The 16,910-nt window shown below is 53.8% G+C and carries 16 protein-coding genes; 3 read left to right on the top strand and 13 right to left on the bottom strand.

The annotated features are described in order from the left end of the window. Positions 1–36: 36 nt before the first annotated feature. A complete protein-coding gene (locus WKI47_RS07440) occupies positions 37–897 on the bottom strand; it encodes an AraC family transcriptional regulator (protein WP_340226526.1) in 861 nt (286 codons plus the stop codon). 175 nt (positions 898–1,072) lie between these two features. On the opposite strand from WKI47_RS07440, the gene WKI47_RS07435 reads away from it, so the two are divergent. The 3 genes from WKI47_RS07435 to WKI47_RS07425 are packed head-to-tail and all read left to right on the top strand — an operon-like array spanning position 1,073 to position 3,938. Beyond that, positions 1,073–2,137 carry a Gfo/Idh/MocA family oxidoreductase gene (locus WKI47_RS07435; protein ID WP_340226525.1) on the top strand — a complete coding sequence of 355 codons (1,065 nt, stop codon included), beginning with the start codon at positions 1,073–1,075 and terminating at the stop codon, positions 2,135–2,137. A 13-nt stretch (positions 2,138–2,150) separates the two neighbouring features. Beyond that, positions 2,151–3,047: a sugar phosphate isomerase/epimerase family protein gene (locus tag WKI47_RS07430; protein WP_340226524.1), complete on the top strand. Its 897-nt coding sequence runs from the start codon at positions 2,151–2,153 to the stop codon at positions 3,045–3,047. 30 nt (positions 3,048–3,077) lie between these two features. Further along, positions 3,078–3,938, top strand: a complete 861-nt coding sequence (locus WKI47_RS07425; protein WP_340226523.1) for a sugar phosphate isomerase/epimerase family protein — start codon at positions 3,078–3,080, stop codon at positions 3,936–3,938. A 564-nt stretch (positions 3,939–4,502) separates the two neighbouring features. Here the strand turns inward: WKI47_RS07425 and WKI47_RS07420 are convergent. From WKI47_RS07420 to WKI47_RS07365, 12 genes are all read right to left on the bottom strand, one after another. Beyond that, positions 4,503–5,300 carry an RNA methyltransferase gene (locus tag WKI47_RS07420; protein WP_340226522.1) on the bottom strand — a complete coding sequence of 266 codons (798 nt, stop codon included), beginning with the start codon at positions 5,298–5,300 and terminating at the stop codon, positions 4,503–4,505. A 357-nt stretch (positions 5,301–5,657) separates the two neighbouring features. Beyond that, positions 5,658–6,332, bottom strand: coding sequence for a TrkA family potassium uptake protein (locus WKI47_RS07415; RefSeq protein WP_340226521.1), 675 nt, complete (start codon positions 6,330–6,332; stop codon positions 5,658–5,660). A 23-nt stretch (positions 6,333–6,355) separates the two neighbouring features. Then, the gene (locus WKI47_RS07410) at positions 6,356–7,939 is read right to left on the bottom strand and encodes a peptide chain release factor 3 (protein WP_037291285.1); all 1,584 of its coding nucleotides are present in this window, start codon (positions 7,937–7,939) and stop codon (positions 6,356–6,358) included. 160 nt (positions 7,940–8,099) lie between these two features. After that, complete coding sequence (gene zwf / locus WKI47_RS07405) at positions 8,100–9,656, bottom strand: glucose-6-phosphate dehydrogenase (protein ID WP_340226520.1); 1,557 nt, start codon at positions 9,654–9,656, stop codon at positions 8,100–8,102. Between the two features lie 249 nt (positions 9,657–9,905). Beyond that, positions 9,906–11,669: a sugar-binding protein gene (locus tag WKI47_RS07400; RefSeq protein ID WP_340226519.1), complete on the bottom strand. Its 1,764-nt coding sequence runs from the start codon at positions 11,667–11,669 to the stop codon at positions 9,906–9,908. A 198-nt stretch (positions 11,670–11,867) separates the two neighbouring features. Further along, a complete protein-coding gene (locus WKI47_RS07395) occupies positions 11,868–12,512 on the bottom strand; it encodes a response regulator (RefSeq protein WP_425355445.1) in 645 nt (214 codons plus the stop codon). 8 nt (positions 12,513–12,520) lie between these two features. After that, the gene (locus WKI47_RS07390) at positions 12,521–13,588 is read right to left on the bottom strand and encodes a sensor histidine kinase (protein WP_340226517.1); all 1,068 of its coding nucleotides are present in this window, start codon (positions 13,586–13,588) and stop codon (positions 12,521–12,523) included. A gap of 139 nt (positions 13,589–13,727) precedes the next feature. Continuing rightward, entirely contained in the window at positions 13,728–14,375 is a 648-nt protein-coding gene (gene liaF / locus WKI47_RS07385) for a cell wall-active antibiotics response protein LiaF (protein WP_340226516.1), read from the bottom strand. 149 nt (positions 14,376–14,524) lie between these two features. Further along, positions 14,525–15,247: a PspA/IM30 family protein gene (locus tag WKI47_RS07380; RefSeq protein ID WP_037291299.1), complete on the bottom strand. Its 723-nt coding sequence runs from the start codon at positions 15,245–15,247 to the stop codon at positions 14,525–14,527. A 1-nt stretch (position 15,248) separates the two neighbouring features. Beyond that, on the bottom strand, positions 15,249–15,779 hold the full coding sequence (locus tag WKI47_RS07375) for a PspC domain-containing protein (RefSeq protein WP_340226515.1): 531 nt from the start codon (positions 15,777–15,779) through the stop codon (positions 15,249–15,251). A 6-nt stretch (positions 15,780–15,785) separates the two neighbouring features. Further along, the gene (locus WKI47_RS07370) at positions 15,786–16,457 is read right to left on the bottom strand and encodes a PspA/IM30 family protein (RefSeq protein WP_340226514.1); all 672 of its coding nucleotides are present in this window, start codon (positions 16,455–16,457) and stop codon (positions 15,786–15,788) included. Between the two features lie 79 nt (positions 16,458–16,536). After that, positions 16,537–16,848: a hypothetical protein gene (locus WKI47_RS07365; RefSeq protein WP_340226513.1), complete on the bottom strand. Its 312-nt coding sequence runs from the start codon at positions 16,846–16,848 to the stop codon at positions 16,537–16,539. Between the last annotated feature and the right edge of the window lie 62 nt (positions 16,849–16,910).

The raw sequence follows: 16,910 nt of genomic DNA, 5'->3' as shown, positions 1-16,910 counted from the left end.
GGACTTCTCCGCAAACGCCTGTACGGCGCGCTTTTCTCACGGTCCGACCCGGCTGCGGTACTGTCTCGGAGACACCCCGGTGATTCTTTTAAACACACGGGAAAAATAAAACATGTCCTTATACCCTAACCGTTCCCCGATTTCTTTGACGCTCATGTCGGTATTAAGCAAAATATTGCGCGCTTCCGCTGTCCGCAAACGATGCACGAATTCATTAAACGGATACCCGGTGTAATCATGCACGATCCGCCGCAGCGTCGATACCGAGATATGATGCCGAGCCGCTATTCCCTCCACCGTCGGAGGCAAATGCAGTAGCGTCTGAATATCTTCGATAATGTCTTGCGCCAAGCGTTCTTTTCGACCCGCTTCTGCTCCGTCTTCGCCCGACACCAACTCGTATAAAAAGCTTTCCAAGCTCAGCGCCGCACGATCCAGATTATCCGGGGTGCCGCTGTCGATCAGCCTAAGCATATTTTCCATCCGTTGCAGCAGCATTTCGTTCATCCGCCATTCATGTACCCGCTTTGCGTCAGGCAGCCAATGATTGCGCCATTCCTCGATCCGCGTGCCGGAAGCCGTAAAGTAATACTCGTCCCACTGTTCGCCAGTATTCGGCCCGTAATTGAAAACAGCACCCGGATACAGGAAAAACCAAGAACCGGCGCGCACCGTTTGAATATCTCCGCCATCCACCTGATATTGCCCGCTTCCGCCACTGATCAACACGATCGCCCAATAACGAAACGTCGCCTGCTCCCTGAACATCGTTCTTCCCGGCAGATGTCCCGCATTCATGATCGTGGCCGATTTGATACGCAGGCGAGCCGGATCGACCGAAGGAGCAAGTACGCGAATGGGACTCCGGCTGATCGTATAGTCCATATACTGTGACATCCTGAACATTCTCTCCTTTTATACCCTGTGCTAAATTAGACGTATTATCGAACTTGTCTCTGAACAAATATAACATATTGTCTTCGGAAGCTAGGGCGTGTCTTCAAACCTCGACGGTAAAAGATTCACGTTGGCAGGTTTGAAGACACGCCCTAAGGAAAGGATGAATCAGATTATGGAAAAAGTACACATTGGATTGATCGGTTGCGGCTCCATCTCCGACTCTCATCTTCAAGCTTACGCGGCCAATCCGCAGGTCAAACTGGTCGCCGTATGCGATCTGAACCCGGAACGTGCCCGCCAAACGGCCGCCAAGTACGAAGTTCCCGGCATCTATGACGACTACAAAGAACTGCTCGCCGATCCGAACGTCCATGCCGTCAGCATCTGTACATGGAATAACTCGCACGCCGAAATCAGCATCGCCGCTTTGCGCGCCGGTAAGCATGTGCTGTGCGAAAAGCCTTTATGCAAAACCGTCGAAGAAGCGCTTGCCGTGCAGCAAGCCGTCGAAGAAACCGGACGTATCCTGCAAGTCGGTTACGTCCGTCGTCACGCTGCCAATATCGAAGTGCTGAAGCGTTTCATCGACGCGGGCGATCTGGGCGAGTTGTATTATGCCAAAGCCAGCCTGATCCGCCGTCTCGGCAATCCGGGCGGGTGGTTTGCGGATAGCGAACGTTCGGGCGGCGGCCCGCTGATCGATATCGGCGTCCACGTGATCGACTTGTGCTGGTACTTGATGGGCAAACCCAAAGTCGTTTCCGTCAGCGGCAATACGTACCGCAAACTCGGCAACCGTTCTCATATCGAGAACTACGCGTATTATCAGGCCGCCGACTTTGATCCTTCCGTCAATACCGTCGAAGATATGGCGAACGCGCTGATCCGGTTTGAAAACGGAGCTTCGCTCGCGGTGGACGTCAGCTTCTCCCTCCATGCGCGCAAAGAATCGGCTCAAATCGCCGTTTTCGGCGAACGCGGCGGCGCGGAGATCGAACCGGCGCTCGCCATCGCAACCGAGCGTCATAACACGATCCTCAACGTGGACCCGCAGCTCACCACGCCGGGCTTCGACTTCGTTGACAGCTTCAAACGCGAAATCAATCATTTTGTACAACTCTGCCGGGGCGAAGCCGAGAATCTGTGTCCGGTCGAAGACGGCGTCGAGATGATTCGGATACTGAACGCGATCTACCAATCCGCAGCCGAAGGCCGCGAGATTCGTTTAGACCAATAAAGGAGGAATCCCCATGACAACCAACCTGCAACTGACCAACAAAATCGGTGTCATCGTCGACAGCTTCGGGATCGGCGTCACGGAAGGTCTCAAAAAAGCGAAAGAAGTCGGCGCGGACGGCGTGCAAATCTATGCCGTATCCGGCGAGATGGACCCCGACGTGCTAATCGGCTCCAAACGCCGCGAGCTGCGCAGCCTGATCGACGGCCTCGGCCTGGAAATCTCCGCGCTTTGCGGCGACCTGGCCGGCCACGGCTTCCAGGACGCTTCGGTGAACCGGGAGAAGATCGAAAAGTCCAAACGCATTCTGGATCTGGCGCTCGAACTCGGAACCAACGTGGTCACGACCCATATCGGCATCGTACCGGAAGACCGCAATGGCCCGATCTACGCCGCCATGCACCAAGCCTGCGAAGAATTGAGCCGTTACGCGAGCAGCCTGAACGCCTTTTTCGCGATCGAGACGGGCCCGGAACCTGCCGCCCATCTGAAAAGCTTCCTCGACACGCTCGGCACCAACGGCGTATCCGTCAACTTCGATCCCGCCAACATGGTCATGGTGACGGGCGACGATCCGGTACAAGGCGTGCATCTGCTCAAAGATTATATCGTGCATACGCACGTGAAAGACGGACGCCGCCTGCGCATCGTCGATCCGAAGCAGGTCTACGGGTATCTGGGCTATGAAAAAATGGACCATTCGGCGATCGCCGATATGGCGTCGGGCGGCGCGGAAGCCGACTTTATCGAGTTGCCTCCGGGCGAAGGCGACGTGGACTTCGACGCTTATTTCAAAGCTCTGCAAGACATCGGCTACACCGGTTATCTGACGATCGAACGCGAAGTCGGACATGATCCGGCAGCGGATATCGCGGGAGCGGTTCGTTTTATCCAACGCTATCGCGGCTAAATTTTCAACCAGAAAGGAGCACGTTGATTGATGAAACTCGGCATCAGTTCATACAGCCTGTATCAGGCCATGCACCAGGGAAGAATGACGATTGAGGAGGCGCTCGACTGGACAGCCGAACTCGGCGCGGCGCATATCGAGATCGTACCGGGGCTAGGATTCGACTTTTTCGAAGATCCAGATTTGGAAAAGCGTCTGGTCGAACGCGCGGCAAAGCTTTCGCTTACGTTATCGAACTACGCGATCGGCGCCAATTTTATTACCGACAACGAGGAGAATTACGAAGCGGAGATCGAACGCGTCATTTCCGAAGTCGATCGCGCGGCGCGTCTCGGCGTCAAACGGATGCGGCATGACGTAGCGTCGCGCGAGGACACTTCCATTTTGCGTTTCAACGAGGATTTGGAAAAAATCGCTGCCGCCTGCCGCCGGATTGCCGACCACGCAGCAGGTTACGGGATCATCACAAGCGTCGAAAATCATGGCTACTACGTCCAGGCCAGCGACCGCGTGCAGACGCTGGTTCATGCCGTCAATCGCCCGAATTTCAAAACAACGCTCGATGTCGGCAATTTTGTCTGCGTGGACGAAAACCCGCTCACCGCCGTTGCCAACAATCTGCCTTACGCCTCTATGGTGCATATCAAAGACTTCTATATCCGCCCGGCTCACCGCAACCCCGGCGAAGGCTGGTTCCGCAGCGCCGGCGGCAGTTACCTGCGCGGCGCGATTGCTGGACAAGGCGATCTGGATCTGGTCGAGATCATCGGCCTGGTCAAATCCTCCGGCTACGACGGCTTCCTTTCGATCGAATACGAAGGGATGGAAGACTGCCTGACGGGGACGCGGATTGCTTTTGAAAATGTACGGCGGATTTGGGAAGAAGCTTAACTTTCACATGTCGAACAATATTTATTTAAAAAGTATACAAAAAGGATTGGGAACGAAAATCCCAATCCTCAGGCTGTCGATAAAGTCCGATATATATCGGACCTTCTCGGCATTTTTTCTTTGTCATTTTTTGATTGATGCAGAGTTTTACGCGATGACCAGGTAAAAAATGCGAGGCGCGAGGAAAACCAAGTCCAGCACGAAAAGCTCGAACCTGGACACTTTACGATCGGTACTTTGCAAATAAGTGCGAATATACACTTAATTTCTTTGAATTATCTCATTTCGAGAAAATAAATGCGAATAGTCACTTAATGACTCCTTATACCGATCTTTTACGCGATCGCTCTTCAAATAAGTGTACATACGCACTTATTTGAAGACTCGGGAGCAAATACAGCGAAATAAGTGTATTTGAGCACTTATTTCGATACTTGATCGCTGACGATCCTTCACTGCATTGCTCTTTCCGCCTTCTGTCTTCCAGCTACGGTAGAGTTTCTCAACACCTTGAGGATAAGGGTAAATCCTTTTGCGTGCATCAGATTCATATAACCTTTCGGCTTAACCCAACCGCTGCCGCACTGCCTCGAACAACAACACCGAAGCCGCCATCGCCACGTTCAGTGACTCCGCCTGCCCCGGCATCGGGATAATAATCGACTCGTCCACGAAAGCTTCGACCTCCGGCGATACGCCGCTGCCTTCGCTGCCGAACACGAACCAGGTCGCACCGCGGTAATCCGCCTCGTAGCAGTTTTGCCGCGCCTGAAGGCTTGTGCTGACGACCTTCGCCGACGCTGCTCTCGCTTGCGGCAGCAATTCCGTCAGATCCCCTTCCACGATCGGCAAATGAAACAGCGACCCCATCGTCGAGCGCACCGTTTTCGGGTTATAGATATCCGCACTCCCGCGCCCGATCAGCACGCCAGCCGCTCCCGCCGCGTCCGCCGCCCGGATGATCGTCCCCACATTCCCGGGGTCCTGCACGCCATCCAGTACCGCGACAAGCGCATTCTCCACACGCAAAATATCCCCGATCTTGGCCGCCGACTTCCGCACCACCGCAAACACCGGCTGCGGCGTCCGCGCTTCCGTACACTTCGCCACGATCGCCGCCGACACCGCAACCCATTCGATTTGCCCCGTTGCCTGCGCATCTTCCTTCAGCTCAGCAGGCACGCCGAGCGCCGCGTCGTAAGCCACGCACTCCACATCGGCCTCCGACCTCAACGCTTCCTGCACCAGATGCACGCCTTCGACCGTATATTTCCCTTGCCGATCCCGGTGCTTTTTCTCCAACAAACTCGCCCATTCCTTGACCCGAGCATTCGCCGTCGATTCAATCTGCGTATGTCCCATTCCTTCCACCCTCCGCTTCTTCAAATCATATCTTCCAAAAGATAAAGGCACCGCCGAAGCGATACCTTTATCTGCTTGATGCTTTATATGTCCTAAGCCTTAGCTTGTCGATCTTTACGTTATCTTTTATTGCGTATTCTTTTTATTTCTTATTTTTTATTTCTACACCCCTACCCGGTGAAAAAATTCCTGTCTCCGAGAAGCTTCCAGCGGAGGGAGAAATTCAGTGAGAAACGCCTTTGAACCCGGAAATTGAGAATTGGCGTACACGCCAATTCCCAATTTCCGGGTGAGACAGCGGCTCGAACGAATTTCTCCCGCAGCGCCCCAAAGCTTCTCCCCCGAACAGGATTTCCCTTATCCGTGCTTCTCGAACGCGATTTCGAGGCGAACAAGATCGTCCCGCTCGCCCACGATCACCAACACATCGCCTTCCCACAATCGCCCATGCGGATCGGGAGAAATATTCATCTTGCTGCCCCGGCGCACGGCGATCACGTTACAGCCGTACTTTTGTCGCAGGTTCAGCTCGATCAGATTTCGCCCGACCATTTTCGCAGGGACCAGCATTTCAAAAATACTATAATCGCCCGACAGCTCGATATAATCCAGAATGTTCGGCGACGTCAGATTGTGCGCGACGCGCGTACCCATATCCCGTTCGGGGAAAACGACCTTGTCCGCGCCGATCTTGCTCAGCACTTTGCCATGCAGCTCGTTTTGCGCTTTGGCGATGATCGTCGGTACGTTCATTTCTTTCAAAATCAACGTAGTCAGGATGCTTGCTTGAATATCCTGCCCGATCGCCACGACCACCACGTCGAAGTTGCGAATGCCGAGCGCTTGCAGCGCTTCGTCATCCGTCGTGTCGGCCGATACCGCGTGCGTCACGATATTCGAAATCTCTTGCGTCCGCTCCTCGCTCGCGTCGATCGCCAACACGTCAAAGCCCATTTGGCTAAGCGTTTTGGCGATACTCGAACCGAAGCGGCCCATGCCGATGATCGCGTACTGCTTTTTCCCCTTACCCATTCTTGGTCAGGCCTCCTTGAAAATCAGGGTGCCATCTCCAGGAATTGAGCATCCGGGTTTTTGTCGATGGCTGTGCGCATCGCGTATTCGTTCTCGAACAGCGCGACGTAGTTGCCCTTCTTGTCCTTTACCAACGTCGAGTTGATACGGAATTTCGAAGGATCGATCTCCGGGGCGACGATCCAACGAGCGAACTGGAACGTTTGGCGCTGAAGCTGTACATCCACGCCATACTCGTTTTTCATCCGGTATTCGAAGACCTCGAATTGCAGTTGTCCCACTACGCCGAGAATCGTATCGTCGAAGCTGACCGTACGGAAGACCTGAATGGTACCTTCCTCCGTCAACTGATCGATGCCTTTCTGGTACTGCTTGTGCTTGAGCGCGTTTTTGGCCGTGACTTTAGCGAAAATTTCCGGGGAGAACGTCGGCAGTTCTTCGAACTCGAAGTTCTGACCTTCCACGAGCGAATCGCCAATCCGGAAAATGCCTGGATCGAACAAACCGATAATGTCGCCCGCATAAGCCGTTTCGACGATATCGCGGTCTTGAGCCAGGAACTGCTGCGGCTGCGCCAGTTTGATGTCTTTGCCCACGCGCACATGCTTGACGCTCATGCCGCGCTCGAACTTGCCGGACACGATGCGCAGGAACGCGATGCGGTCGCGGTGCGCCGGGTTCATGTTGGCTTGAATCTTGAACACGTAGCCGCTGAACTTCTCGCGTGTCGGTTCGATCTCGCCTTCCGTGCTTTTGCGCGGTGCCGGTTTCGGCGCAAGCTCCAGGAAGTTTTCCAGGAACGTTTGCAGGCCGAAGTTGTTGATCGCGCTGCCGAAGAACAGAGGAGTCAGCTCGCCGCGTTTGACCTTTTCGTAATCGAATTGATCGCCCGCTACGTCCAGCAGTTCCAGTTCTTCCGCCAGTTGGTTCGCGTGATACTCGCCCGCCATCTCGGAGATGATCGGATCGCGATAGTCTTCGACTTTTTGCACCTTGATCTGCGAATGGTCGTCGCCCTGGAACAGCTCGACCTGATTTTTCATCCGGTCGTAGATGCCGTTCAGCTCGCGTCCCATGCCGATCGGCCAGTTCATCGGAACGGCGCGAATCCCCAGTACCTGTTCGAGTTCTTCCATCAGATCGAACGGGCTGCGGCCTTCGCGGTCGAGTTTGTTGATAAAAGTAAAGATCGGAATGCCGCGTTGCGCGCAGACTTGGAACAGCTTGATCGTCTGGGCTTCGACACCCTTCGCGACGTCGATCAGCATGACCGCGCTATCGGCCGCTGTCAGCGTCCGGTATGTGTCTTCACTGAAGTCTTGGTGACCCGGAGTATCCAAAATGTTGATGCGGTGCCCGTTGTAATCGAATTGCATCACCGACGATGTAACCGAGATGCCCCGCTGTTTCTCGATCTCCATCCAGTCGCTCGTTGCGTGCTTGCTGGCTTTGCGGGCTTTGACCGTTCCGGCCAGACGAATAGCGCCGCCGAAGAGCAGCAGCTTCTCCGTCAGCGTGGTTTTCCCGGCATCCGGGTGAGATATAATGGCAAAAGTTCTGCGTTTCTCGACTTCCTCGCGCAAAACTTTGTCTTGGGTTTGGCTCATGTTCACGTTCCCTTCTGTATCGTACGTATTCATCCCTATATTGTACCATAATTAGCGTCGTGGCAAGGGAAGAATTATACCGCGAAATCGACAAAAAACCGCTGCATAACCGGAATCCCGGCTGTGCAGCGGCTTGCTTATTCTTATCGTTGTCTTGGGATCAGTTGCTCGAAGCCGCTACCCAAATGACATTGTCTTCTTCTTGTCCGTTAACCGGCCACCAGTGGAATCCATCGCGCGCAAGCAGTTCGTGCGCGGCGTCCGGTCCCCAGCTTCCTGCCGGATACGAGCTGACATCGGAAGGATTTTCTTTCCAAGCCGCGTCGATCTTGTCCACGAAGGCCCAAGCCGAAGCCACTTCGTCCCAACGCGTGAAGTACGTGGAATCGCCCTTCGCCGCATCATGGATCAGGCGCTCGTAAGCTTCCGGCGAGTTGATACCCACCAGGCAGCTTTGACAGAACTCCATCGCCACTTGAGCGATTTCCGATTCCGAACCCGGTTTTTTCGCGTTGATCTTGAAGTAGATGCCTTCCATCGGATTGACGCGGATGACCAGCAGGTTCGGCTGGAGATCATGCTTTTGTCCGAGGTAAATGTTGCCCGGCATTTTTTTGAATTCGATCACGACTTCGGTCGTTTTCACCGGCAGGCGCTTGCCTGTGCGAATATAGAACGGCACGCCGGCCCAGCGGAAGTTATCCACGGATACGCGAGCCGCGAAGAACGTCTCGGTGTTCGAATTCGGATCGACCTTGTCTTCTTCGCGATAGCCCGGAAGGTCTTTGCCGTTGCTTTGTCCGGCGGTGTATTGACCGCGCACGACGTTGGCTCTGACTTCGTCGGAGTCGGCGAAATGGTGCAGCGAACGCAGCACTTTCACCTTCTCGTCGCGAATATCTTCAGCCAGCAGACGGCTAGGCGGTTCCATAGCGATCATGGTGAGCAGTTGGAGAATATGGTTTTGACCCATATCGCGCAGCGCGCCCGCATGGTCATAATAGCCGCCGCGCTCTTCAACGCCGACCGTCTCGCCCAACGTGATTTGCACGTTCGCGATATATTTGTTGTTCCAGAGCGATTCGAAGAACATGTTCGAGAAACGAATCGTCTCGATGTTCTGCACCATTTCTTTGCCGAGATAGTGGTCGATCCGGTAAATCTCGTCTTCCTGGAATACATGGCCCAATTCTTCGTTCAGCTTCTCGGCCGATTTCAGATCGTAGCCGAACGGCTTCTCGATGACGAGACGGTGCCAGCCTTCGCTATCCAGCATGCCGCCTTCGCGCAGATTGAGCGAAACGCTGCCGAACAGTTCCGGCGCAAGCGCCAGATAGAAAAGACGGTTGCCGGGAATCGAGAATTTGGACTCGATCGCTTCCGTCTGTTCTTTGAGTTCTTGGAATCCCGCTACGTTGTTGATGTCGAGGGATTTATATTCGAAGTGTTCCGCGAACTTGTTCCACTTCTCCTGGTCGGAAGATTTGTACCGTCCGAATTCTTGAATCGAGCGGAATACGTCGTCGCGGAATTCATCATTCGTGCGAGGGCGTCTAGCCACTCCGACTACTGCAAAGTCCTCCGCCAATTTGCCTTCCCGGTACAAGCTGAAAATGGCCGGGAACAACTTACGACGGGCCAGGTCTCCGGTAGCCCCGAAGATGAAAAAGACCGCGCCCGGTGCTTTCAATGCTTCAAGATTTTGATTGTCCGTCATAGCTCCCCATTCTTCCTGTATTAGTATAGTAACGAATTGTTATGCCTGACTCTTAATTCTCCGCGTTAGTGCGGAAAAAGAAAGATGTGATGTCATTCTATCATATCTCTCAAATTGATGCTATCGTATTGATTATCATTTATGTTGATCTAAGATGAAGGTTTCATTAATATTTGCGTACACCAAAAAGGTACACAAAAAGGCCGGCTAAATCAAGCCGACCTCGATAAAAATTCGGAGATAGCGGTTTCAATTCCCCAGCGTCACTTCGCCGTATACCCGTGTGTCCGCCCAGTACGGAAGATTTTTGTCCACCCAACTCAAATACGTATCGCGTCGCCCATCCCCGTTGGAATCATCATTCGCGCTGGCATTAAATCCAATCACATCGCCCGCCTGCGGAGTAAGCGCCGTGTAAGGAACCGCAAACTCTGCCGTATAGCCGCCTTCGCGCTGAATAACGGCTTTCGTTACGTTCGATAGGTTAAATCCCCGTACAGCCGAAGAGAGTGCTCCGTCGTAGCCGACACGCAACTGATAATCCCCTACGGTTCGCGTACCGTTTTTCGCATTCAATTCATCCACCCAGACCTCAACCGAATCATTATGCTCGTCCGCGGCCAGCGCATTCGGCGTGGTGTCCGTCATTTCGAACAAATAATAAAGCGCAGTATCGTCCCAGGCGATACGAACCGTCCCGGTCGTGCCGTTCGTATCCACGTTGAGCGCAAGCGGCGTTGCGTTACTCCAGACATCGTCCACTATGCCGTCGATACGAGGCGTCCCTCTTGCCGCCGCATAATCGTCTTCTTCCCCGCCTGCTGGCGGCGCCGAATTCGGCACATCGCTAAACACCTGCGCCTGGGACTGGTTATAGAACGGGAAGCCTCCTTCTTCTTGGACCGCGTTTCCCGAAAAATTCAACTGCCCGATCACCGTTTTCAAAATATGCACACCGTGGTTAGCCGGATGGATAATCTCGTTGCGGGCAAAAAAAGCCTGAATGCTCGCCGACCCGAGAATCAGAATCCCGCTATCCGCCGAATCGGTAATCGTATTTTGCTCGAAAGTCGCGTTCACGATACTCGGTTCTTTATAGGTCGCCTGTACTCGTATCCCGCCTTTTTCCGGAATGGAAGGATCGAGGCTGTCACGCAAAATCGTGTTACGCACGACTTGAAGATTGCGTACCTCATATGTCTGGTAGCTGCCTTCCGACGCAATGAACACGCCCGCGCCGCCCGTATCCGCAATGCTATTTCGCTCGATAGCAATGTTCGTGCCACCCGACACCGTAATGCCGCGTGCATGGCCGCCCGCTACGTCGTTATTCGCAATCTTCACGTTGTTGACCCAAGTCCCGTTTTTCTCGTAAGAAACGACCGCGATCATATCGTCTCCCGTATCCCGCACTCTATTTTCTTCTATCCGAATGTTCGCGGACCCGCCTGTGATATGAATGCCGTCAGCCAGTGTATCCCGAATATCGTTGCGGACAATTGCTCCATTGATGCCGTATCCGATAATGCCCGCCGATGAACCGCCCGCAATAAACGTATCCGCAATCGTAAAGTCCGCCGCTCCGGGCATGATATGCACGCGTGCCGAGACCGAAGTCGATAGACGCACGGATACGGGAACTGTCGTAAACTTCACCCGGCTCAACCCGCTTCCGTTCCCGGCCAACTGAACGGCTTGCCGCTGCGGGTTTGTGCTATGCAGCACAGAGGCCTCGCCTTCCCCCACCAAATCGACCCCATCCAAAACAATGACATCGTCATAGAAAAAAGTTCCCGGCGGCACATACACATTTCGGTTCGAAGCTTTGGCAGCCGTTACAGCTTGGCGAATGGCATTCCAATCATCGATCCCGTCATCCGGTACGGCACCGTAATCGGCAATCGATACGACCTGGCTTGAAGCCTGGACCGTCGAAGAAGGCAGCGAAGCTACAGCAGGTAAAGCCATAACGGAAGCGGTCAGCAAATACGCAAGCTTTTTCATGATGAACATGACCCAATCTCCCCTTTCGAATCTTAATGGTTAAGCGCTTACAAATTATAATCCGCTATGCTTGTTCTTCGATCAAAATGACATAATATGTTATCCGTAAAAATTTGAAAGGCTCGGGCCTATCGTTTTGCAAAAAAGAACAGACGCGAAAAAGCCGCATCGAAGTCCTGCTCCGCGCGGCTTAAGTAAAGCGTATCTTTATTGTGCCAATCCGTTTTTATAGGCGTAAATAGCGGCTTGCGTCCGGTCTTCCACTTGCAGCTTGGACAGAAGGTTCGTTACGTGGAACTTGACCGTCTTGATGCCGATGATCAGTTCGTCCGCGATCTCCTGGTTCGACTTGCCCTGCGCGACAAAACGAAGCACTTCCATTTCCCGTTCGGTCAGGTCTTCATGCAAAGCGCGTTCAGGCGGCGGGGTGCGGAAGCGATCCATCATTTTGGCGGCGACCTGCGATTCAAGCACGGACTGTCCGCGGACGGCTGCGCGAATCGCGTCGGCCACCTCATTTGCCCGCGACGTTTTCAACAGATAGCTGAACGCTCCGGCTTCGATAACCGGATACATTTTCTCGTCGTCCAAATAGCTTGTCAGCACGATTACTTTGCAGTCCGGGCAATTTTTCAACACTTCGCGGGTGGCTTCGATTCCGTCCATCCCGTCCATGACCAGATCCATCAGCACGACGTCGGGATTGTACTGTTGCGCCATCCGTACGCCTTCTTCGCCGCTGCTCGCTTCGCCAACGACCTCTATGCCGTCTTCCGTATCGAGTACGGCAGCCAGACCGATGCGGACCATCTCGTGGTCGTCGACGAGCAGCACGGTAACCTGTTGTTCCATTTCCATGGCTATTCCTCGCTCCCTCTTTGTCCTCCGTCTACCAACGGCACGTTCAGTTCGATACGCGTTCCTTTGCCGGGTGCGGTGATATAACGAATAGAGCCGCCGATCTCGCTGACCCGTTCCTGCATCAGCGACAATCCGTAAGAAGCCTGCTTCTTCTCGTCCAGCTCGAAGCCTACGCCGTTATCCTTCAAAGACATGCGCAACGCGTCGCTTCGACGCACGATCATGATTTCCATCTTGTCGGCTTTCGAGTGGCGCAGCGTATTCGACAAGGCTTCCTGTACGATACGGAAAAGATGATTTTCGATCCCTTTGACCAGTTCGAGTCCGGCGTCCATATCGAGCGTAATTTCCATCGGAACTTTCGCTTGGATCTCGCGCACCAGTTCGCTCAACCCTTGATACAACGGCTTGCCTTCCAGATAAACGGGGCGAAGATGCAGCAGCAGCGCCCGCATTTCCGACTGGGCAACCGACGCCATCTCCTCGATCAGCTCCACCTGACGCCTAGCACGGGCCAAATCTTTTTCGAACGTGCGTCCGACCGCCGTCGCCGTCATCGAGATCGCGAACAACTGCTGCGACACCGCATCGTGCAGTTCGCGCGCAAGACGCTGCCGTTCTTCCACGATCGCCGATACCCGCGCCTGTTCCGCCAATTGAGCGTTATGCGTCGAGAGACGCTGAAGCGAGCTAACCTGCTCTTCCCACTTTTTGCCGACACGATCGAGCTGTTCGGCCAGGCCGTCCAACTCGCCGCCGGCCGGCCAAGCCGTGCGCACGGGATTTCCTTTTTCCCATAACAGCAATGTATCTTGAATCCGGTCGAACTGTATTTTGCTTTGCATGGCGCGATACAGTCCGTATAACGCCCCGACAGCGATACAAACGCTGAGCACGGTCAAACCCGCACGGATCTTGAGCGGCCACGTGTCGGGTATATTCAACAGCCCGTACGAGTATAGGACATAGATCGCCGACAGCAATACGATCAGCGATAGAAGCATCCCCGAACCGATTCCCTGCACGATCGTATTTGACTTTCGCACTTTCTTCGGCTCATTCGCCATGCTTGTTCACCGTCTCCCTGTTCGCCAAAATGCCTGGTAGCTTGTCAACGTTAAAGGTAGGTTTACGCCTGGCTGAAACGCACCTAAAGCGTGTGCGTTTCAGCCGAACGTAAACCTCTGATTAAGAGTTGACAAGCTACTAATTAATCCGAATATTCACGTCGCCCGCCGCGTAAGCCATGACCACACGGACTTTCTGCTCGCTGTAGGCATAGCCCGGCGAACGCCAGACGAACTTGTTCAACATGCCGCTATGCGCTTTGCCTTCGAAGCTCACCTTGCCATAGCCTACGAAGACATCCAACTCCACTCCGTATTCCTCCGGAAAAGTCAGGTCGGCATCACAGATCACGCCTTGCAAATGGATCACCGTGTCCGGCTCGGTCGGCAGCGCCAACGAGAAATCGCAATTTACGTCGCCAAACAAGTTCCATAGACTGATCGGTTCGGGTACCCAAGGCTCGCGTTCCCGATTCAGTTGCGAGACAAATTCCTGCCGTCTTACATATTCGCGGCCGCTATGCAGTTCTCTGGCTCGGGCGTAAAAAACGCCGACCGAGATCAGAATGCCGCCGAGTACGAGAATGATATGATCGAGCAATAAAAGTCCGGCTCCTACAGCGAGACACTTATAGCCAAACGAGACACGATTGGCCCTCATCGTATAAATACCGTAACACAGCACGAGGAGAGCCACCATCGAGAGCGGGGTAACCCATTTGCCAAGCAACATGATTGAGCCTACGCCAATCAATACGATAGCCCACGTTTTTTTTCGAGTTTTCATGTCACCCCTCCTCCTGCTGTATTCCCAAGCGTAGGAAAAGCCATAACGGTACGCATTCGTACCGCATGGCTTCACGTTTGCCTATATTTCACTTTATTCTAGCACAACTCGGGCCGGCTGTGTGGCTATTACGGCCACTCTTGCCATTCTTACTGCTCATCGCCTTTTGTCAGGGAAGGAGCGCTTTGGCCGCCGTTCAGTTTGTTCTTCAGCGCGTTCAGCTGCTCGTCAACCTGAAGTTGCTTTTGTGCATCGACCGGGCTGATGTATGCGGACGTACGGTTCAGGCCGCCACCGCCGTAAGGAGTGCGCAATACGTCCGCTTCGGCTTCCATCTGCATAATTTTTTCTTCCATCCGGCGGAAGCCCGACGAAGAGCTGCCTTTGTCGATCGCGTAGACCGGGTTGACCTGAGCCATTTGCTTTTTGGCTTTGGCCATTTGGGCGCGGGCAACCAGCTCGTTGCGCTTGTTGCGCATTTGGTAGAACTCATCTTTCATCTCATGCAGTTGACGCATCAGATCGGAGACTTGGACTTCGGCTTGGCCGTGCAAGTCTTGATACTCCGTGATTCTTTGATCGAAGTAGATCTTCTCTTCGAGCAGCTTGCGTGCCGCTTCTTCCTGATTATTCGTCAGGGCAGCCGTTGCTTGCGATTCGCGTTGGTCAGACATGCGGAACGCTTCTTCGAGACGCTGCTTCATACGGCGCTCGTTCGCCATTTGCTTCGCGACCGTCACTTCGGCCTGGTGAATCTCTTCTTCCATGTCACGCAGGTATTGATTCAACATCACTACCGGATCTTCAACCTTATCCAACATTTCGTTTACCGATGCCTTCGTCATATCGCGCAGTCTTTTGAATACTCCCATTTTATAAATCCCCTTTCTCATTCTCGTTTTCGTATTTGGAAAGCTTGTTTTTCAATTCTTCGACTTCTTTTTTGAGGGCTTTCTTCTCGATATCTTCCATCATGGCGTCGATCCCGGAATCCGGCATGTCACGCTTTTTGAGATCGGCGCGAGCCGGTTGCGGACGGTTCGGAGGAAACGGACGTTCAAACTCCCGTTCCTGGCCCAGCGGTCTCGGCGAACGCGGGTCATGAGGTCCGTTGAAACGCGAACCGTGAGGCTCGCGATCATAGGCGCTATCCGGACGATACGGGTCGCGATAAGGATCGCGGCCGTACGCGTCGGGTCCGTACGGGTAGTACGGTGGCGTCGGGTCCTTCGGGATCACGAGCGAAGCGATAAAGTAGATGGGCAGCATCGCTCCGCTGGTCAGCGGGATGGCGACAAGGAACAGAATACGGAGCAGCGTAGGATGTACGCCGAATTCATGTGCAATTCCGCCGCAGAGTCCGGTAAGCATTCGGTCCTGGGTCGAGCGGTACAGTCTGTGCATCCTCGCTTACTCCTTTCCTTCGCTCCGCTTCAGTTTTTCCTTCAGACGGGCCATTTCCTCTTCAAGCAGATTGCCGACTTCGCCAATCTGTCTAGAGGCCTCCTGACCCAGCTTTCGGATATCGCGCAGGCTATAAGTTTCGTATTCGATCGAGGACATTTGATCGTCCAGTCGGTCGAACATTTTCGGTACGTCCGAGTTGTAACCGCCGGTGCGACGGTTCAGGCGCTGTTGCAACCGTAGCGTTTCCATCCGGGCGTAGTAATATTGACGTTTGTTGTAAACGGTCTGGTACTCGTTTCTAAGTACATTGAGCTGCTCGCCCAATTCTTTGAGCGTGTCTTGGCTTTGCTCCCACAGTTCCAGATACTGACGTTCTTTTTCCTCGTACAGCATCTTTTCTTGTAAGGCCAGTTTTGCAATCGATTCCTCGTCTGCCTTGAGTGCCAGTACCGCTTGCTCCTCGCGCTTCTCGCGCATGGATGTGGCATGGTCGACCTGCTGGCGGAGCTGCTTGCTGTGGTGTGCGCATTGATCGTACAAGCGCTGTACCTCGCCGATCTCCTGCCGGGTCTCCACCAGAAACTGATCGATGATCCGTACCGGGTCTTGGCTTTCTTCAAGCTTATCGTTAAGAGTGGCCAGCGTAATGTCTCTCATTCTTTTGAACATGCTCATTCGGCGTTTCTCCCTCCTCCGCATGGTTTGCGTTGACACAACATTTTTCCGGGAACCTCTGTCCGATGCGCCTCGGAACTTAACCTCCGAAGCCGCGTCGGCGATTGCTTTCGCTACGTTTGCCGGCGATCCAGATAATGCCTGCCGCGATCAGTGCGATCCCGAGCAGCGGTCCGATCAGCCAAGACAACTTCGACAACAGCATCATGCCTCCGACGATCATCAACAGCCAGCCCAGAAACGTTTTGCCTGTCTTGACCCCGTAATAACCGAGAGCGAAGATGGCGGCCGCGAACAACAATCCTACAAAACTTCCGAACTTTCCGAACAGAATCAGCGTTCCCAGTACCACAAGTACGATAGCCGGGATATTAAGTTTCATGCTTCTCATTAACTTTTCACCGCCTTTCCTGAATCAATTTCCTTATGCCTTTATTCTAGCGGTCCCCGCCT

The sequence above is a fragment of the Saccharibacillus sacchari genome (assembly GCF_037722395.1).
Classification (GTDB): Bacteria; Bacillota; Bacilli; order Paenibacillales; family Paenibacillaceae; genus Saccharibacillus; species Saccharibacillus sacchari_A.
The sequence above is the reverse complement of the archived record's forward strand: the minus strand, read 5'-3'. Positions and strand labels throughout refer to the sequence as shown.

What these genes read in the sequence shown, in the direction of transcription:
- WKI47_RS07440 (WP_340226526.1), bottom strand. Translation starts at nt 897, where the DNA reads ATGTCACAGTATATGGACTATACGATCAGCCGGAGTCCCATTCGCGTA.
- WKI47_RS07435 (WP_340226525.1), top strand. Translation starts at nt 1,073, where the DNA reads ATGGAAAAAGTACACATTGGATTGATCGGTTGCGGCTCCATCTCCGAC.
- WKI47_RS07430 (WP_340226524.1), top strand. Translation starts at nt 2,151, where the DNA reads ATGACAACCAACCTGCAACTGACCAACAAAATCGGTGTCATCGTCGAC.
- WKI47_RS07425 (WP_340226523.1), top strand. Translation starts at nt 3,078, where the DNA reads ATGAAACTCGGCATCAGTTCATACAGCCTGTATCAGGCCATGCACCAG.
- WKI47_RS07420 (WP_340226522.1), bottom strand. Translation starts at nt 5,300, where the DNA reads ATGGGACATACGCAGATTGAATCGACGGCGAATGCTCGGGTCAAGGAA.
- WKI47_RS07415 (WP_340226521.1), bottom strand. Translation starts at nt 6,332, where the DNA reads ATGGGTAAGGGGAAAAAGCAGTACGCGATCATCGGCATGGGCCGCTTC.
- WKI47_RS07410 (WP_037291285.1), bottom strand. Translation starts at nt 7,939, where the DNA reads ATGAGCCAAACCCAAGACAAAGTTTTGCGCGAGGAAGTCGAGAAACGC.
- zwf (WP_340226520.1), bottom strand. Translation starts at nt 9,656, where the DNA reads ATGACGGACAATCAAAATCTTGAAGCATTGAAAGCACCGGGCGCGGTC.
- WKI47_RS07400 (WP_340226519.1), bottom strand. Translation starts at nt 11,669, where the DNA reads ATGTTCATCATGAAAAAGCTTGCGTATTTGCTGACCGCTTCCGTTATG.
- WKI47_RS07395 (WP_425355445.1), bottom strand. Translation starts at nt 12,512, where the DNA reads ATGGAACAACAGGTTACCGTGCTGCTCGTCGACGACCACGAGATGGTC.
- WKI47_RS07390 (WP_340226517.1), bottom strand. Translation starts at nt 13,588, where the DNA reads ATGGCGAATGAGCCGAAGAAAGTGCGAAAGTCAAATACGATCGTGCAG.
- liaF (WP_340226516.1), bottom strand. Translation starts at nt 14,375, where the DNA reads ATGAAAACTCGAAAAAAAACGTGGGCTATCGTATTGATTGGCGTAGGC.
- WKI47_RS07380 (WP_037291299.1), bottom strand. Translation starts at nt 15,247, where the DNA reads ATGGGAGTATTCAAAAGACTGCGCGATATGACGAAGGCATCGGTAAAC.
- WKI47_RS07375 (WP_340226515.1), bottom strand. Translation starts at nt 15,779, where the DNA reads ATGCACAGACTGTACCGCTCGACCCAGGACCGAATGCTTACCGGACTC.
- WKI47_RS07370 (WP_340226514.1), bottom strand. Translation starts at nt 16,457, where the DNA reads ATGAGCATGTTCAAAAGAATGAGAGACATTACGCTGGCCACTCTTAAC.
- WKI47_RS07365 (WP_340226513.1), bottom strand. Translation starts at nt 16,848, where the DNA reads ATGAGAAGCATGAAACTTAATATCCCGGCTATCGTACTTGTGGTACTG.